Source organism: Paramixta manurensis (genome assembly GCF_013285385.1).
In the GTDB taxonomy this organism is placed as follows: Bacteria; Pseudomonadota; Gammaproteobacteria; order Enterobacterales; family Enterobacteriaceae; genus Paramixta; species Paramixta manurensis.
Genome location: NZ_CP054212.1, coordinates 1,883,721 through 1,898,738, shown reverse-complemented (window position 1 = coordinate 1,898,738; position 15,018 = coordinate 1,883,721). Strand labels below are relative to the sequence as shown.

Sequence of the window (15,018 nt, the reverse complement as noted above, 5' to 3'; positions counted from 1 at the left end):
ATAGCGCCACCTCTTTTTCTGTGCTTAACTGACAGTTAGCCTGATATAAATGAACATTATGAAGGTTTTTTATCCGCCCGGCAGGAAACCCTGATGAAAAGCGGTCTGAAAGCCGGAATAAAGTTCACAAGGCGAGAAAAGTCACCTTGCTATAACAAGGTTAGCAATGGAATAATGCTAATGTTTTTCGCAATCTGCCTTGTGGTAGTAAGAAAATAGCGAAATAGAGAATTTTGCCGGATGGCACATATACCCTAAATAATTCGAGTTGCAGAAAGGCAGCAAGAGAGTGAATCCCGATGAGCTTACTCCGTTAAGTGACTCGGGTGAGCGAATGAAGCTAACGCACATGCAACTTGAAGTATGACGGGTATACACGCAGCAATGGCGTAAGACGTATTGTGCAATCAGGCATTTAGCGGGCTGCGGGTTGCAGCCTTGACGATAAGACGGGATTGATTCTTTCTGGTAAATTCAGTGTTGATTCCCTCATAAGAAGCGCTGTTTTTTCTTATAAAAAACAGGCTGCCGAGATTTTTTGCGCCCCTTGCGCCGCCGATAACCGGGAGGTTGACGGCTTTGCGTTAAGACACGGGGCCATCGGTTATCCATCGTCAAGCGTTACTTTGCCCGCAGCTTTGTCACTAATGTAAGAATAACGAGTAAGTTAAGATGAAAAGAATGTTGATAAACGCGACTCAGCAGGAGGAGTTGCGTGTTGCCCTTGTTGACGGACAACGTCTGTACGATCTGGATATTGAAAGTCCTGGACACGAGCAGAAAAAGGCCAACATCTATAAAGGTAAGATCACGCGCATTGAACCCAGTCTTGAAGCGGCTTTTGTTGATTACGGCGCGGAAAGGCACGGTTTCCTTCCTCTGAAAGAGATTTCCCGCGAATATTTCCCTGCGAACTACAATGCCCATGGCCGCCCCAACATTAAAGATGTGTTGCGTGAAGGCCAGGAAGTCATTGTGCAGATTGATAAAGAAGAGCGCGGCAATAAAGGCGCTGCGTTGACCACGTTTATCAGTCTGGCCGGTAGCTATTTGGTATTAATGCCGAATAACCCACGCGCGGGCGGTATTTCACGCCGGATTGAAGGTGATGATCGTACCGAGTTGAAAGAGGCGCTCTCTTCACTGGAGTTGCCGGACGGTATGGGTCTGATTGTGCGTACCGCAGGCGTAGGTAAGTCTGCCGAAGCGCTACAGTGGGATCTCAGTTTCCGCATGAAGCATTGGGAAGCGATTAAGAAAGCGGCGGAAAGTCGTCCCGCGCCGTTTCTGATCCATCAGGAAAGTAACGTTATTGTGCGTGCTTTCCGGGATTATTTGCGCCAGGACATCGGCGAAATCTTGATCGATAACCCGAAAGTCCTTGAATTAGCCCGTCAGCACATCGCCGCGTTAGGCCGTCCTGACTTCAGCAGCAAGATTAAACTTTATACCGGTGAGATCCCGCTGTTTAGCCATTACCAAATTGAGTCGCAAATTGAGTCGGCTTTCCAGCGCGAAGTTCGCCTGCCTTCCGGTGGTTCGATCGTTATTGATACCACGGAAGCGTTGACCGCGATTGATATTAACTCAGCGCGCGCCACGCGCGGCGGGGATATTGAAGAAACCGCCTTTAATACCAACCTGGAAGCGGCCGATGAAATTGCCCGTCAGTTGCGTTTACGCGACCTGGGCGGCCTGATTGTTATCGACTTCATTGATATGACGCCAGTGCGCCATCAGCGTGCGGTAGAAAACCGTCTGCGTGAAGCGGTACGTCAGGATCGCGCGCGTATTCAAATCAGCCACATTTCACGTTTTGGCTTGCTGGAAATGTCACGCCAGCGCCTGAGCCCGTCGTTGGGCGAATCCAGCCATCACGTCTGCCCACGTTGTAGCGGCACTGGCACTATTCGTGATAACGAATCACTGTCGCTCTCTATTTTGCGTCTGATTGAAGAAGAGTCGCTGAAAGAGAACACCAAAGAAGTTCACGCCATCGTCCCGGTACAAATCGCCTCTTATCTGCTTAACGAAAAACGTGACGCGGTGAGTGCGATTGAAAAACGCCAGGGTGGCGTGCGTGCCATTATCGTGCCGAATGATCAGATGGAAACGCCGCACTACTCGGTTCTGCGCGTGCGTAAAGGCGAAGAGACGCAAACGCTCAGCTACCATCTGCCGAAACTGCACGAAGCGGAAATGGCGCTGCCGTCTGAAGAAGAGCACGCTGAACGTCGTAACCCAGAGCAGCCGGCGCTAGCCGCATTTGTTATGCCGGATGCGCCTCCTGCGCCACAGGAAGCCGCGACCTCGGTGGTAACCGAGAGCGCCAGCAAAACCGCGCCTCGTCAGGCTCGTCCGGCTCGTCCGGCCACCACTCAGCCTGGCTTACTTAGCCGTTTCTTTGGCGGCCTGAAAAAACTGTTCGCCGGCGAAGAGAGTAGCCCTGTCGCCGCCCCTGCCAAGGTGGAAACCGAAGTCTCCGGCGAGAGCGAACAGCAGCAGCGTAATGAGCGTCGTAATAATCGCCGCAATACTAATCGTCGCGATCGTAATAACCGCGATCGTAACGTTGATGGCGCGCAGGCGCGTGATAATCGCGAAGGGCGTGACAATCGTGACCGCGATGACAACAACCGTCGTAATAAGCGCAACAACGTTAATGGCACCACGTCCGAACAGCGTGACGCACGTCAAGCTCCGAGCAATGACGAAACACGCACGCAGCAGCGTGATGAACAGCAGCAGCAACGTCGCGAACAGCGTGCCGAGCGTCAACGTCGCCGTCAGGAAGAGAAACGTCAGCAACAGCAGCAGGAAGTTAAAGCTGAAGCGGCGCCGTTAATCGAAGAACCGGCTGAAAACGCCGTGGAAGAGCGTGTGCAGGTGATGCCGCGTCGTAAACCGCGTCAGTTGAATCAGAAAATCCGCTTCACCTCCGGTGAGCAGCCTGTCGCCGACGAACAACCGCAGGCCGCCCCGCTGCCGACGGTCGTCACCCAGGATGCGCCGGTCTCGGTAACTGCGCCGGTTAGTGATTCCAACGTGCAAGAGCAGGAAGATAGCGAAAGCCGCGATAGCAACAACATGCCGCGCCGCTCACGCCGTTCTCCGCGTCATCTGCGCGTCAGCGGTCAGCGTCGTCGTCGTTACCGTGATGAGCGTTATCCAACGCAGTCACCGATGCCGGTAACGTTTGCCTCCGCCTCGCCTGAAATGGCTTCGGGTAAAGTCTGGGTCAGCTATCCCATCGCACCCGCACAGGAAACCGCTACCGCTACGCCGAACGATGAACCGATCAGCACGCCAGATTATCGTCGTGAGGATACCGCTGCGGCAGTAGCGTTACCGCCTACGGAATCGATTGAGACGGCAACCGATAGCGCACAACCTGAAGAAGCGGCGGTACAGCAGGCTGAACCGCAGCAACCTGAAGCACCGATTACAGTGGTGAACACCGACGATACGACACCGATTGAAGTACCGGTTAACAGTGAGCCGTCGGTTATTTCCGCCGCTGATGAGCGCGTCGCACAACATACCGCTGAGCAAGCCGAACCGGCCGATCAGGTAGAGGTAAATGCGGTGGCTGAAGTGGCTGAACCGGTCATTACACCGACGGCAGAAACCGCCAGCGACGAAGCGGAGCGCCATCCGGCAGCGGTGACATCGTCCACCGAAGCGCAGGTTGAGGAAGTTCTGAATGCGCCGGTTAGCGCAACCGAAGAGATCGTGGCGACGGAACCGCATGCACCGGTTGCCGCCCGTGATGAGCCGGTTGCCGACACTGCCGCACAATCTCTTTCAGGCTCCTTCCGGCACCACGCGACAGCACCGATGACTAAAGCACCAGCGCCTGCCTGGCAGCCAGAGCCGGTACGTCAGAGTGACTGGGTACGCCCATCGTTTAATTTCGACGGCAAAGGTGCCGCTGGCGGGCATACCGCAACGCATCAGGCTACCGCGCCGGCAACCCGGCCATAGCGCTTAGCGTCCTCCGGTTATACCTTCAAACCCCGGCATTGCCGGGGTTTTTTATTCTCCCGTCACTGACAAAAAAAATCCCGCCTTCGCAATCAATCACGGAGACGGGATAAAACTGAACGTACCCGGTTTAAGTACGTTCAAATGGCTAAGACAAGCTTTTTTTATTTATTGAGTTGAAAGAGCGACATGGAAGACAGATCGCTAAAGACCTTATAGGAGGCCTGCAACGCAGTTTGCTGCATGATATAGCTGGAAATGGCGCTGGTATAATCAACCGAAACCAAATTGTTCATTTGTTGATCCTGTATCAGGGCGCTATCGTCGCCCATACTGTCCAGTTTATCCAGTTCGCTTAACTGGGTGCCAAGCTCTGAACGGACCGACAGCACATTATTGAGCGAGTTCTTCAGTCCCCGACTGGATTTATCCAACGCGGCAGAGGCATCATCTTTCGTGGCTTGGTCCGCATCGCTCAGCGGCGTGTTTAACGAGTTAATCGCGTTATTCAAGGTGGTAAAAATATTGCTCTCGCCATCACTCCCATCCGGCTCTTTAACCGCATTGCTGGTCAGGGACATAAAGACCTGCGCGCCCGTATGACTGGTGGTCATAACCCGGCTGGCATCGACTTTTTGCTGAATCGGCGTATCGCCGCCGCTATAGGTGACATCCCCGGTCGCATCTTCGCTAAACGGTGGACTATCGCTTTTGTAACCGGCAAAAATATAACGCCCATTACCATCGGTCGCGTTCGCAAGGTTTAGCAGTTGCTCGCGGATGCCCTCTAACTGTGTGGCATAAGAGGCGCGGTCATCGTCGGAAAGTGTCCCGTTTGCCGCGGCAACCAGAATCTGCTGCGCCTGTTGAATGGTGCCGGTCACATTACCTAAGTTGTTCTCTTCTTGCGAAATACTTTGATTCGCAAAGGTTCGCGCCAGTTGGTACTGGCTGTTTTCCGACTGTGACTGAGAGAGCACCACTGCCTGCGACGCCGCCAGCGGATCATCTGAAGGGTTGATAACGCGTTTTCCGCTGGCTAATTGCTCGCCGACTTTCAACCAGCTCGTTTGCGCATCGCTGATGCCGCTCATCTGCTGTTGATAAATCATGCTGGTACTTAGACGCATGGTTAAATCCTTATTGCCTTATCAGCTACGAATAGAAATCAGCGCATCGAAAATAGCCGATGCAGTCTGTAATACCTGCGCGTTCGCCATGTAATACTGTTGATAGCGCTGCAAATCGCCATACTCTTCATCAAGATTGACGCCGGAGACTGACTGCTGGCGGTCGCCCAGTTGTTTAATCACTGCGGTTTGCGTGTCATTAGTAGTTTGCAAGGTGCTGGTTTTATTGCCGATATCGCCCACCAGGCTGGCATACGCTTGCGACAAAGTACTATTGCCGTTAACCAGTTTTTGGGTTTGCAGATCCAGCAAGCTTTGCGCATTACGGTTATCGCTTTGGCCGCCATCGTCACCTGGCGCACCGGCGGCGGCGATTTTTGACGCATCGGTAATGGCCACATCCATATTGACGATGGCATTACTGACCGGCTTAACGATAAAGCTATCTTTCGCGTTTGGCGTACCGGCGACGCTGACGGATAACCCATCGAAATTAAGGTTACCGTCACTGTCCACCGTAGCTGATACCGGCGAGTTATCCGACAGGCGCTTTACGTTCCAGTTGGTCCCGTCGAAACTGACCTGATAATCGGTGGCCTGCGCTTTACTGGTATCGCTCCAGGTTGCGGTCAGGGTAGTGTTCGAGGTGTTTTTGCTGTTGCTGACCACGCTCGGCGCGCCAATATCAAAGAAGTCGGTACCCGCATCGCCGTTACTGTCAAAACCCGCGCGATGCTGCGTATTAAAGCTGTCGGCAAAATTGAGCGCTAACTGGTTAAGCTGATTCCTTGCCGGATCAAGATCGTCATGGCGGAACTTCAGTAAACCGCCTAATGAGCCATTACTAATCTGCCCTTCATCGAGTTCAATATTGCCAGCGGTTTTATCGACATAGCCTACCGTGGTACGTGAAGGGTCACTACTTGACGCCATCGCGACCAGTTTCGTGGTATCACCACCATTAACTAACGTCGGGCCGTTATTCATAGAAACGATATAATTGTCGCCCTGCTGCGTAACCGTCACGCCCACCAAATCGTTAAGCTGGTTAACTAACTCATCACGCTGATCGAGCAGGTTATTGGGATCGGCGCCGCCGCCCGCTCCTTTCAGCTTGGTAATTTGGTTATTCAGGTTGGCAATCTGGTTGGCATAGTTATTAATTTGCGACACTGACGAACCAATTGAGTCGTTAACGCTGCTGTCCATATTCCGTAAATATTGGTCGGTCACCTTAAACTGGTTAACCAAGCCATCCGCTTTGCCTAACAGTGTCTCGCGTGCCGAGGGGTCATCAGCATTGCTAACCACATTTTGCAAATTGGTGAAAAAGTCCTGCAAGGTGGTGGAGAGGCTATTCGTCGTTGATGACAGCAGGTCATCAATATTGGAGATCTGATTAAATTCGGTGCTAATTCCGCTGCCCTGCGCACTCGCGCTGCGTAATTGGGCGGTAATAAAGCTATCGTATTCACGATGTATGCTGCTCACCGTCACGCCATTACCGTAATAGCTACTGCCATTTAAGGTACTCAGCGATTGCGCCAATATCACGTTCTGGCGTGAATAACCCGGCACATTATAATTACTGATGTTATTACCGGTGGTACTCAACGCGGCCTGTGCGGCGTTCAATCCGCTCATTGCGGAGTTAATTAAGCTGGACATGTCGGTTCCTTCTGGCCTGGGTGCAAATCCGGGCCGACTTTAAACGAAACGGATGCCAACCGCTTAACGCGAGTTGACCTGTAAGAGTTATCGTCGTGCTGTACGAAAACTTGAGTAAAAAATCAGAACAAACTACTGAGATCATGGTTATACGCTTTGGCGACTTTCTCACCAATGCCTTTGAACTGCGCGATAACCCCCACCAGTTTTCGCGCATAGTTCGGATCGGTGGCATAACCCGCCTGCTGTAAAGCATGTGCGCCCTGCTCTGCGGTCTGCGCATTGGTGACCGCCGCGTAGCGCGGATTGCTGCCAATCAATTTCACGTAATCGGTCAAGGCTTCAATGTAAGAGCCATAAACGCGGAACGACGCTTTCACTTTCTTCGCCACGCCGTGTTCATATTCGGTGGTGGTGATGTCTGTGGTTTCCCCTTGCCAGCTGCCGCCCGCTTTAATCCCGAACAGGTTATAGCTTGGTTTACCTTCACGGGTCAGGATTTGCCGTTGCCCCCATCCAGACTCCAGCGCCGCCTGCGCCAGAATCAAATGATGAGGGATACCACTCGCCGCCGCCGCGATCTGCGCCGGTTGCGCCAGTTGGGCAATAAACTCGCTGCTGTCACCACTTAACGCATTCGGCGCGCCGGGAAGGCGCGGTACCGCACGGCGAACCATTTGTTCCAGTTCCAACGGCGGCAGCGTATTAATGGCGCCATCGTTCTCCAACTTCATCGGCACGGTGCCTGCGGTTTCATCCGGCGGTAGCGCAGGAAGCATCTGTTTCACAATGGTATCGGCCAGCCCCAGACCGTGTTCACCGATCTGTTGTGCGATTTGCTGATCGTACATTGAGGTATACAGACGCGTCTGTTCAGTATTAAACACGCCATCCTGCGGCAGCGCCTGACGCATGCTCTTTAGCATCATTTGAACGAACATCCCTTCGACCTGTTTCGCCACCTCTACTGCTTTCCCTTTCGGGTCGTGGGTCACCTGACGTTTTAGTTCGTTTAATGACTGGCTATCGTAAGCCGCGCCGGTCAGTAATGGCGGTTGGTTCATTAGATAATTTCCAGTTTAGCGCGCAGGCATCCCGCGCTTTGCATTGACTGAAGAATGGACATCAAATCCAGCGGCGTGGCGCCAAGTGCATTAAGCGCGCGCACCACATTGTTCAGATTGGCGCTGGCATTGACGCGCTGTAACGCACCGCCACTTTGACGCAAGTCGATCTGTGTCTGCGGCGTCACCACCGTCTGTCCACCGGCGAAAGGCGTATCCGGCTGGTTAACCACCTGTTGCTGATTGACCGTTACCGACAAATTGCCCTGTGCCACCGCGCAAGAACTTAATGTCACTTCACGGTTCATCACCACCGAGCCGGTGCGCGAGTTAATAATCACTTTCGCATCCTGGATCGGTACCGAGACATCAATATTCTGAATATCTGCCAACAGACGAACCTGGGAACTGTTGCCCGGCGGCACCCGAACCTGCACGGTGCGGGCATCTAACGGTGTAGCGGAACCGTAGCCGCTACGGCTATTGATCGCATCGCTAATTCGCTGCGCCATGGAAAAATCTTCTTCATTCAGTTGCAAGTTAATGGTGTTTTGGCTGCCAAAATTGCTCTGCAACTCGCGCTCAATGGTGGCGCCGCCGGTGATCCTGCCGCCGTTTAACTGGTTAACCTGCACGCTGCTACCGCCTGCCGCCGCGCCCGCGCCGCCAACTAAAATATTGCCCTGCGCCAGCGCATAGACTTGGTTATCAACCCCTTTTAATGGCGTCATCAGCAGGGTTCCGCCGCGCAAGCTTTTGGCATTGCCGAGCGAGGAAACCACCACATCGATTTGCTGCCCCTGACGACCAAAGGCCGGCAAGCTGCCGGTGACCATTACCGCCGCCACGTTTTTTAACTGCATATTGGTGCCGGTAGGAACGGTAATCCCTAACTGCGACAACATGTTATTCAGTGATTGGGTCGTAAACGGGGTTTGTGTCGTTTGGTCACCGGTGCCATCAAGGCCGACCACCAGACCATAGCCAATCAATTGGTTATCACGCACGCCCTGCACCGTAGCAAGGTCACGGATGCGATCGGCAGACGCCAAGGTGCTAATCCCCAGCAGCAGTAAACATCCCAGACGAAGTAGTGCTAATTTGTTCATAAATCCTCTTACATCGGCGAGATATTCAGGAAGAAGCGCTGTAACCAGCCCATCGACTGCGCTTCGTTGATATAACCATTGCCGACATATTCGATGCGCGCATCGGCAACTTGGGTAGAGACCACCGTATTGCTGCCGCTGATGGTGCGAGGATTAACCACCCCGGAGAAACGAATAAACTCAGTGCCTTGGTTAATTTCGATCTGTTTCTCACCCACCACGTGCAGGTTGCCATTTGGCAGTACTTGATTAACCGTGACGGTGATCGTACCGGTGAAGGTGTTATTGGCGGAGGCGCCGCCTTTACCGGCGAAATCGTTTTTACCGGCACCGTCAAGGGCGGTTTTGTTGCCGCCTAATAACCCTTCCAGCGCGTTCGGCACAGTGGTTAAGCCAAAGCTACTGCTACCGTCGCGGCTGGCATTCGCCGATGAACTTTTGCTGGCGCTAACATTTTCCTGCAACACAATCGTCAGGGTGTCGCCAATATTGCGTGGACGACGATCCTCAAACAGCGGCTGGTAACCGTAATTCATTGGCATCACCCCCTGAAAAATCGAGCCGTTCACCACGGGCGGCGAAGCCGGTAGCGGTTGAGCTGTCGTCGGCCCTTGCACCAGCGGAGTATGCGGGATCAGCGCGCAACCGTTTAGGGTTAACAACAGGCCCGCGACAAAGAGACGTCGAGGCTGGTTTTGCAATGGCTTCGCCACGGATTAAGTACCTTTCATTGAGAACTGAGTATTGCCTGGCGAGTTCACACTCACCGTTACGATGGCTCGTTACACCCATCCATCGTTATTGGCGCGGACGGGTTAGCCCATCCGCGCGGTGGATTACACTTGCGTCAGTTTCTGCAACATTTGATCGGAAGTGGTAATCGCTTTGCTGTTGATTTCGTAAGCGCGCTGCGTCTGGATCATGTTCACCAGCTCTTCCGCCACATTGACGTTAGAGGTTTCTACATACCCTTGGTAAAGCAGACCCGCGCCGTTAAGACCCGGCGTGCTATCGGTTGGCGCGCCGGATGCCTGCGTCTCCTGGTACAGGTTTTCCCCGACACTTTCCAGGCCCGCATCGTTGATAAAGGTGGTTAACGTCAGTTGCCCAACCTGTACCGGTTGCGTCTGCCCTTGCTGTGTCACGCTTACCACGCCATCGCGACCAATGGTAATGCTCAACGCGTTGGCCGGAATGGTGATCGCTGGCTGTACCGGGAAACCGCCGTTGGTCACTAACTGACCGTTCTGGTCAACCTGAAACGATCCATCACGGGTATAGGCCGAGGTGCCATCTGGCATCTGTACCTGGAAAAAACCCTGCCCGTTAATGGCCACGTCTTTCGACGCATCGGTTTTTGACAGGTTACCCTGGCTGTGTAAACGCTCGGTCGCTACCGGACGCACGCCGGTACCAATCTGTAAACCAGATGGCAACACGGTTTGTTCGGAAGACTGTGCGCCTGGCTGACGCAGCGTTTGGTACATCAGATCTTCAAATACCGCTCGCGAGCGTTTAAAGCCGTTAGTGCTCACGTTTGCCAGGTTGTTGGCAATGACGTCCATATTGGTTTGCTGGGCGTCAAGGCCGGTTTTCGCGATCCATAAAGAACGAATCATGGGAGTATCCTTTGACCTTAGCTGTTCATATTGAGCAGTTGGTTAGCTCGTTGTTCGTTTTCATCAACGCTTGAGATCACTTTCATCTGCATCTCAAAACGCCGCGCATTGGCAATCATGTCGACCATGGTTTCCACCGGCTTCACGTTGCTCCCTTCCAGCACGCCGGGCATCACCTGCACCGTCGTATCAGTTGGCGGCGTCGCGCCGCGTTGCGCCTGGGCCGTTGCCGTTAGCCGGAACATACCGTCATCGCCACGCGTCAACTCCTGACCGGTAGCGCGGATCAGTTTGAGACGACCAAGCTGCACCGTGGCATTCGGCGGGTCGCCCGGATTTAACGCCGTTATTGAGCCATCGGCGGCGATAGTAATTTGGGCGTTTTGCGGTACCGCAATCGGCCCGCCATCGCCCATCACCGGGTTACCCTGAATCGTTAATTCGCCGTCAGGCGCCACCTGCATACTGCCGTTACGCGTATAGGCTTCGCGCCCATCGGGGGTGCGCACCACCAGCCAGCCATCCTGCTGTACCGCTACATCCAGCGGGCGTTCGGTATAATCCAGTGACCCCGGCGACATATCCGCGCCTGGTGTTGAGGCTGCCACCAACGTTCGGGTGGGGAGTGAAAGCCCTTCAACCGGCACCGCGCGCAACGCATTAAGCTGCGCGCGGAATCCCGGCGTGGAGGCATTGGCCAGGTTGCTGGCCGTCACCGCTTGCTGATCGAGCGTTTGGCTGGCGGCGCCCATCGCGGTATATATCGCGTGATCCATAGAGCTATCCCGTTAGCGACTTAGCGCAGGTTAACCAGGGTGTTGAGGATCTGATCCTGCGTTTTGATGGTCTGCGAGTTCGCCTGATAGTTACGTTGTGCAACAATCATATTGACCAGTTCTTTACTCAGATCGACGTTCGAGGACTCCAGCGCGCCGGCGGTCAAGGTTCCGAGGTTACCGGTACCGGCCAGGCCCACCAGCGGTTGCCCGGAAGCATTGGTTGAGGACCACACGTTATCGCCTTCTGATTTCAGCCCTTCCGGGTTCGCGAAGTTCGCGAGGATAATCTGCCCCAGCGGCTGCGTTTCTCCGTTGGAATAGTTACCCACCACCATGCCGTCATCGTTAATCTGATAGCTGGTTAAATCGCCCGGCTTATAACCGTCCTGTACCGGGTTACCGAAGGTGCTGGCCCCCGAGTTTTGCTGCATGCTGTTAGTGAAGTTCAAGGCGAAAGTTTGTTGATCGGCTCCGTCCAGCGCGCCCATATTAATGGTTTGGGTAGCGTCTGAGGTCATTACGCCGCTGCTGTTGAAGGTCATATCAAAGGCTGGCGTCGCTCTGCCGGTGGTGGAATCGACCGGATGAACGCTCCAGGTGCTGCTGATGTTACCGTCGGCATCAGTGGTGTTGCCCGTTTTCACAAAATACAAATCAATGCTGTGCGCATTACCTAACGTGTCGTAGGTGGTCATGGTCGATTTGGCGTTGTAGGTATCCGGTTTGGTCGGATCGAAATCCGCATCGGTTTTGGTCGCATCCGAAGAGTTCAGGTTCGCAACCAGCGAGGCGGTTGAGGTGGCCTTAGCGGTCATCTGCGTAGTCGGCACGCTCAGCGGTACCGGCGTAGCACCGGTTTGCACGGTTGGCGGCGTACCGGCAACCGGGTAGCCGGTTAGGTTCAGACCTTGCATGTTGACGATGTTACGGTTTTCATCCAGCGTGAATTGACCATTGCGCGAGTAATACACCCCGCCGTTGGCATCCGTCATGCGGAAAAAACCTTGCTGGCTAATGGCCACATCCAGCCCACGGCTAGTATTGGTTGGGGTGCCATCGTTGAAATCCTGGATTACGCCAGCCACTTTAACCCCCATCCCCACCTGCGAACCGGCGAACATATCGGCAAAAGAGACGGTGCTGGATTTGAAACCCGCCGTCGCGGAGTTGGCAATGTTGTTGCCGATAACATCAAGATTGTTGGACGCCGCATTTAAGCCGCTAACCGCTTGTGAAAATGACATAGGTCACTCCTGAGAAAGGTGATTATCGTGATTAAATAATCTGACGAATATTATCGAGCGAGGTGGTTCCCATCGTCCCGAGGTCAAGAATTGCGCCACTGGCATCGGTAGTGACGCCATTTACCAAGGCATAATTCAACGGTTGTGCAACTAACTGATCCGCGCCCTGGCTGGCGGTTACCGAGAAGGTATATTTACCGTCCGGCGCGGTGGAGCCATCGGTTAAGGTGCCATCCCACGAGAAGGAGTGGACCCCGGCGCTAAGACCGCCTAGATCCAGGGTACGCACCACCTTACCGGTGGAGTCGCTGATGGTGACGGACGTGGCGGTGGAAGCCGTCGCCAGCTCAACGCCGAATGGCGTCGTCTGCCCTTTACCGGCCAAAATTTGCGTCCCATCCACCATCACGCCATGGCCGAGTAAGGCCGAAGCTTGCAGTGACTGATTGCTATTTATCTGACCGGAAATCGAGCCCAGCGTGGTGTTCAACTGTTCAATACCGCTTACGGTGTTAATTTGTGCCAACTGCGTGGTGAGTTGGTTGTTATCCATCGGATTGGTGGGATCCTGGTTTTTTAACTGCGCCACTAACAGCGTCAAAAAGTTACTCTGTAAATCGGCTGCGCTACTGCCCGATACCGCGCTCGCGCTGTTGTCGGCGCTACTGCTGCCGTTAACGACGCTATTATTAAGCGGCTGGTTTACATCTACGGCGATACTCATAGCCTTCTCCGTTATTGACCCATCGTCAGGGTTTTCATCATCATTGACTTCACGGTGTTCAGAACCTCGACGTTGGCCTGATAGCTGCGTGATGCCGACATACTGTTGACCGTCTCGCTCACTACATCTACGTTCGGCATCTTGACGTAACCTTTCGGGTCAGCCAGTGGATTGCCGGGGTCATAAACCAGTTTCGCCGGGGTGGGGTCGTCCACCACCTGCGCGACGCGCACGCCGCCGGTTGCCGCGCCTGGCGCAGCATCCACCTGGAACACCACCTGTTTTGCCACATAAGGCTGACCATCCGGCCCGGTGACACTGTCGGCGTTTGCCAGGTTGCTGGCGCTAACGTTAAGACGTTGCGATTGCGCGGTCATCGCCGACCCGGCGATATCAAAAATGTTCAGAAGTGCCATCGATTATTGCCCCTGTAACGCGCTCATCATGCCTTTGATTTGGCTGCCGATAAGCGTGAGGTCGGTTTGGTATTTCAGGCTGTTATCCGCAAACTGCGTACGTTCACGATCCATATCAACCGTGTTGCCATCCATCGCGGGCTGATCGGGAATGCGATACAGCAAATCCAGCGCCGGCGGCTGCACGGTTTCGGCGGGAATATGGCGCGTCGAAGTAACCGTCAGCGCCAGACCGCTTCCCTGAGCACGCCCTTTTTCCAGCGCCCGGTTCAGTTCACTGGCGAAATCAATATCCCGCGCCTGGTAGCCGGGCGTATCCGCGTTGGCGATGTTAGACGCCAAGACCTCTTGCCGCTGCGCGCGCAGGTTTAACGCCTCGGTGCCGAACTGAAACGCCGCGTCCAGTTTGTCGAGCATGCTTCCTCCGGAAAGTGAGAATTTTGAGCAGACAGGATAATCACCCATGCGCCAGGCCTATCGACGGAATAGCGCTAAAAAGCGTCGCTATTTTGCGGCTTGAGTTGTCGCGCGTGCGGGTAGAATCTGCGCAATGTCCGGAAAGGGGAAAAGTAAAATGCGTCGAACCACACCGCTGCTGGTCACGCTTCTGGCGCTGCTATCATTACCGGCGGCAGCGAGCGATCTCACCTCGCAACTCAGCCAGTTCTTTAAAACGCGCGACCCGCAGCATGCCGTGGGGATGAATGTGGTGGTGCGTACGCCAGCCTCTCAGTGGCCAGCCTGTGAAATGCCGCAGTTCAGTCTGCCAGGCAACAGCCGTCTGTGGGGAAATATGAGTGTCGCGGCTAACTGTGGGCAAAATCGACGTTATCTACAGGTTGAAGTGCAGGTTACCGGCGAGTATGTGGTTGCCGTGCGGCAAATCTCACGTGGCACCGCGTTAACCGCCACCGATATGCAACTCCGGCGTGGTCGTCTTGACACTTTACCGGCGCAGGTTATGCTCGATCCACAACAAGCACTCGACGCGGTCAGCGTGCGTGATATTCAACCCGACCAGCCGATTATTTTGTCGATGTTGCGCCGCCCGTGGCGCGTGAAGGCGGGGCAAAATGTGATGGTGGTGGCGCAAGGCGATGGCTTTAATGCCAGCGGTGAAGGCCGTGCGCTAAACAATGCCACCGCGATGCAGGCAGTGCGCGTGCGGATGGGCAACGGGCAAATTGTCAGTGGTAAAGTCGATGCGGATGGGAATATTCTTATAACGCTATAAAGCGTTAAAGCCAGCCGTTGTTCTGCCGATAACTGGATTAACAAACA

13 protein-coding genes are annotated in these 15,018 nt (G+C 54.2%); 2 read left to right on the top strand and 11 right to left on the bottom strand.

Annotation, left to right across the window (positions count from 1 at the left end; genetic code table 11):
* Positions 1-672 precede the first annotated feature (672 nt).
* Positions 673-3,984 carry a ribonuclease E gene (gene rne, locus PMPD1_RS09260; protein ID WP_173633762.1) on the top strand — a complete coding sequence of 1,104 codons (3,312 nt, stop codon included), beginning with the start codon at positions 673-675 and terminating at the stop codon, positions 3,982-3,984.
* Positions 3,985-4,148: 164 nt separating this feature from the next.
* Here rne and flgL read toward each other — a convergent pair whose 3' ends face one another.
* The 11 genes from flgL to flgB all read right to left on the bottom strand — a co-directional run bounded on the left by flgL (position 4,149) and on the right by flgB (position 14,154).
* Positions 4,149-5,114 (bottom strand): flagellar hook-associated protein FlgL, encoded by a 966-nt coding sequence (gene flgL / locus PMPD1_RS09255; RefSeq protein ID WP_173633761.1) that lies wholly within the window; start codon positions 5,112-5,114, stop codon positions 4,149-4,151.
* A gap of 21 nt (positions 5,115-5,135) precedes the next feature.
* Positions 5,136-6,782, bottom strand: a complete 1,647-nt coding sequence (gene flgK, locus PMPD1_RS09250) for a flagellar hook-associated protein FlgK (protein WP_173633760.1) — start codon at positions 6,780-6,782, stop codon at positions 5,136-5,138.
* A gap of 122 nt (positions 6,783-6,904) precedes the next feature.
* Positions 6,905-7,846, bottom strand: a complete 942-nt coding sequence (gene flgJ, locus PMPD1_RS09245; protein ID WP_173633759.1) for a flagellar assembly peptidoglycan hydrolase FlgJ — start codon at positions 7,844-7,846, stop codon at positions 6,905-6,907.
* The gene (locus PMPD1_RS09240; RefSeq protein WP_173633758.1) at positions 7,846-8,955 is read right to left on the bottom strand and encodes a flagellar basal body P-ring protein FlgI; all 1,110 of its coding nucleotides are present in this window, start codon (positions 8,953-8,955) and stop codon (positions 7,846-7,848) included. The genes flgJ and PMPD1_RS09240 overlap by 1 nt, the downstream gene beginning before the upstream one ends.
* Before the next feature lie 8 nt (positions 8,956-8,963).
* Positions 8,964-9,668, bottom strand: coding sequence for a flagellar basal body L-ring protein FlgH (gene flgH / locus PMPD1_RS09235; RefSeq protein WP_173633757.1), 705 nt, complete (start codon positions 9,666-9,668; stop codon positions 8,964-8,966).
* Between the two features lie 123 nt (positions 9,669-9,791).
* On the bottom strand, positions 9,792-10,574 hold the full coding sequence (gene flgG / locus PMPD1_RS09230) for a flagellar basal-body rod protein FlgG (protein WP_173633756.1): 783 nt from the start codon (positions 10,572-10,574) through the stop codon (positions 9,792-9,794).
* A 17-nt stretch (positions 10,575-10,591) separates the two neighbouring features.
* Positions 10,592-11,350, bottom strand: a complete 759-nt coding sequence (locus tag PMPD1_RS09225) for a flagellar basal body rod protein FlgF (protein WP_173633755.1) — start codon at positions 11,348-11,350, stop codon at positions 10,592-10,594.
* Positions 11,351-11,370: 20 nt separating this feature from the next.
* Positions 11,371-12,597 carry a flagellar hook protein FlgE gene (gene flgE / locus PMPD1_RS09220; RefSeq protein WP_173633754.1) on the bottom strand — a complete coding sequence of 409 codons (1,227 nt, stop codon included), beginning with the start codon at positions 12,595-12,597 and terminating at the stop codon, positions 11,371-11,373.
* 31 nt (positions 12,598-12,628) lie between these two features.
* Complete coding sequence (gene flgD / locus PMPD1_RS09215) at positions 12,629-13,321, bottom strand: flagellar hook assembly protein FlgD (RefSeq protein WP_173633753.1); 693 nt, start codon at positions 13,319-13,321, stop codon at positions 12,629-12,631.
* 11 nt (positions 13,322-13,332) lie between these two features.
* On the bottom strand, positions 13,333-13,737 hold the full coding sequence (gene flgC / locus PMPD1_RS09210) for a flagellar basal body rod protein FlgC (RefSeq protein ID WP_173633752.1): 405 nt from the start codon (positions 13,735-13,737) through the stop codon (positions 13,333-13,335).
* A 3-nt stretch (positions 13,738-13,740) separates the two neighbouring features.
* On the bottom strand, positions 13,741-14,154 hold the full coding sequence (gene flgB, locus PMPD1_RS09205) for a flagellar basal body rod protein FlgB (RefSeq protein WP_173633751.1): 414 nt from the start codon (positions 14,152-14,154) through the stop codon (positions 13,741-13,743).
* Between the two features lie 157 nt (positions 14,155-14,311).
* Here flgB and flgA point away from each other — a divergent pair, with 157 nt between their 5' ends.
* On the top strand, positions 14,312-14,971 hold the full coding sequence (gene flgA / locus PMPD1_RS09200; protein WP_173633750.1) for a flagellar basal body P-ring formation chaperone FlgA: 660 nt from the start codon (positions 14,312-14,314) through the stop codon (positions 14,969-14,971).
* Positions 14,972-15,018: the final 47 nt, after the last annotated feature.

Coding starts and splice junctions, on each gene's coding strand:
- rne (WP_173633762.1), top strand. CDS start 673: ATGAAAAGAATGTTGATAAACGCGACTCAGCAGGAGGAGTTGCGTGTT.
- flgL (WP_173633761.1), bottom strand. CDS start 5,114: ATGCGTCTAAGTACCAGCATGATTTATCAACAGCAGATGAGCGGCATC.
- flgK (WP_173633760.1), bottom strand. CDS start 6,782: ATGTCCAGCTTAATTAACTCCGCAATGAGCGGATTGAACGCCGCACAG.
- flgJ (WP_173633759.1), bottom strand. CDS start 7,846: ATGAACCAACCGCCATTACTGACCGGCGCGGCTTACGATAGCCAGTCA.
- PMPD1_RS09240 (WP_173633758.1), bottom strand. CDS start 8,955: ATGAACAAATTAGCACTACTTCGTCTGGGATGTTTACTGCTGCTGGGG.
- flgG (WP_173633756.1), bottom strand. CDS start 10,574: ATGATTCGTTCTTTATGGATCGCGAAAACCGGCCTTGACGCCCAGCAA.
- PMPD1_RS09225 (WP_173633755.1), bottom strand. CDS start 11,350: ATGGATCACGCGATATATACCGCGATGGGCGCCGCCAGCCAAACGCTC.
- flgE (WP_173633754.1), bottom strand. CDS start 12,597: ATGTCATTTTCACAAGCGGTTAGCGGCTTAAATGCGGCGTCCAACAAT.
- flgD (WP_173633753.1), bottom strand. CDS start 13,321: ATGAGTATCGCCGTAGATGTAAACCAGCCGCTTAATAATAGCGTCGTT.
- flgC (WP_173633752.1), bottom strand. CDS start 13,737: ATGGCACTTCTGAACATTTTTGATATCGCCGGGTCGGCGATGACCGCG.
- flgB (WP_173633751.1), bottom strand. CDS start 14,154: ATGCTCGACAAACTGGACGCGGCGTTTCAGTTCGGCACCGAGGCGTTA.
- flgA (WP_173633750.1), top strand. CDS start 14,312: ATGCGTCGAACCACACCGCTGCTGGTCACGCTTCTGGCGCTGCTATCA.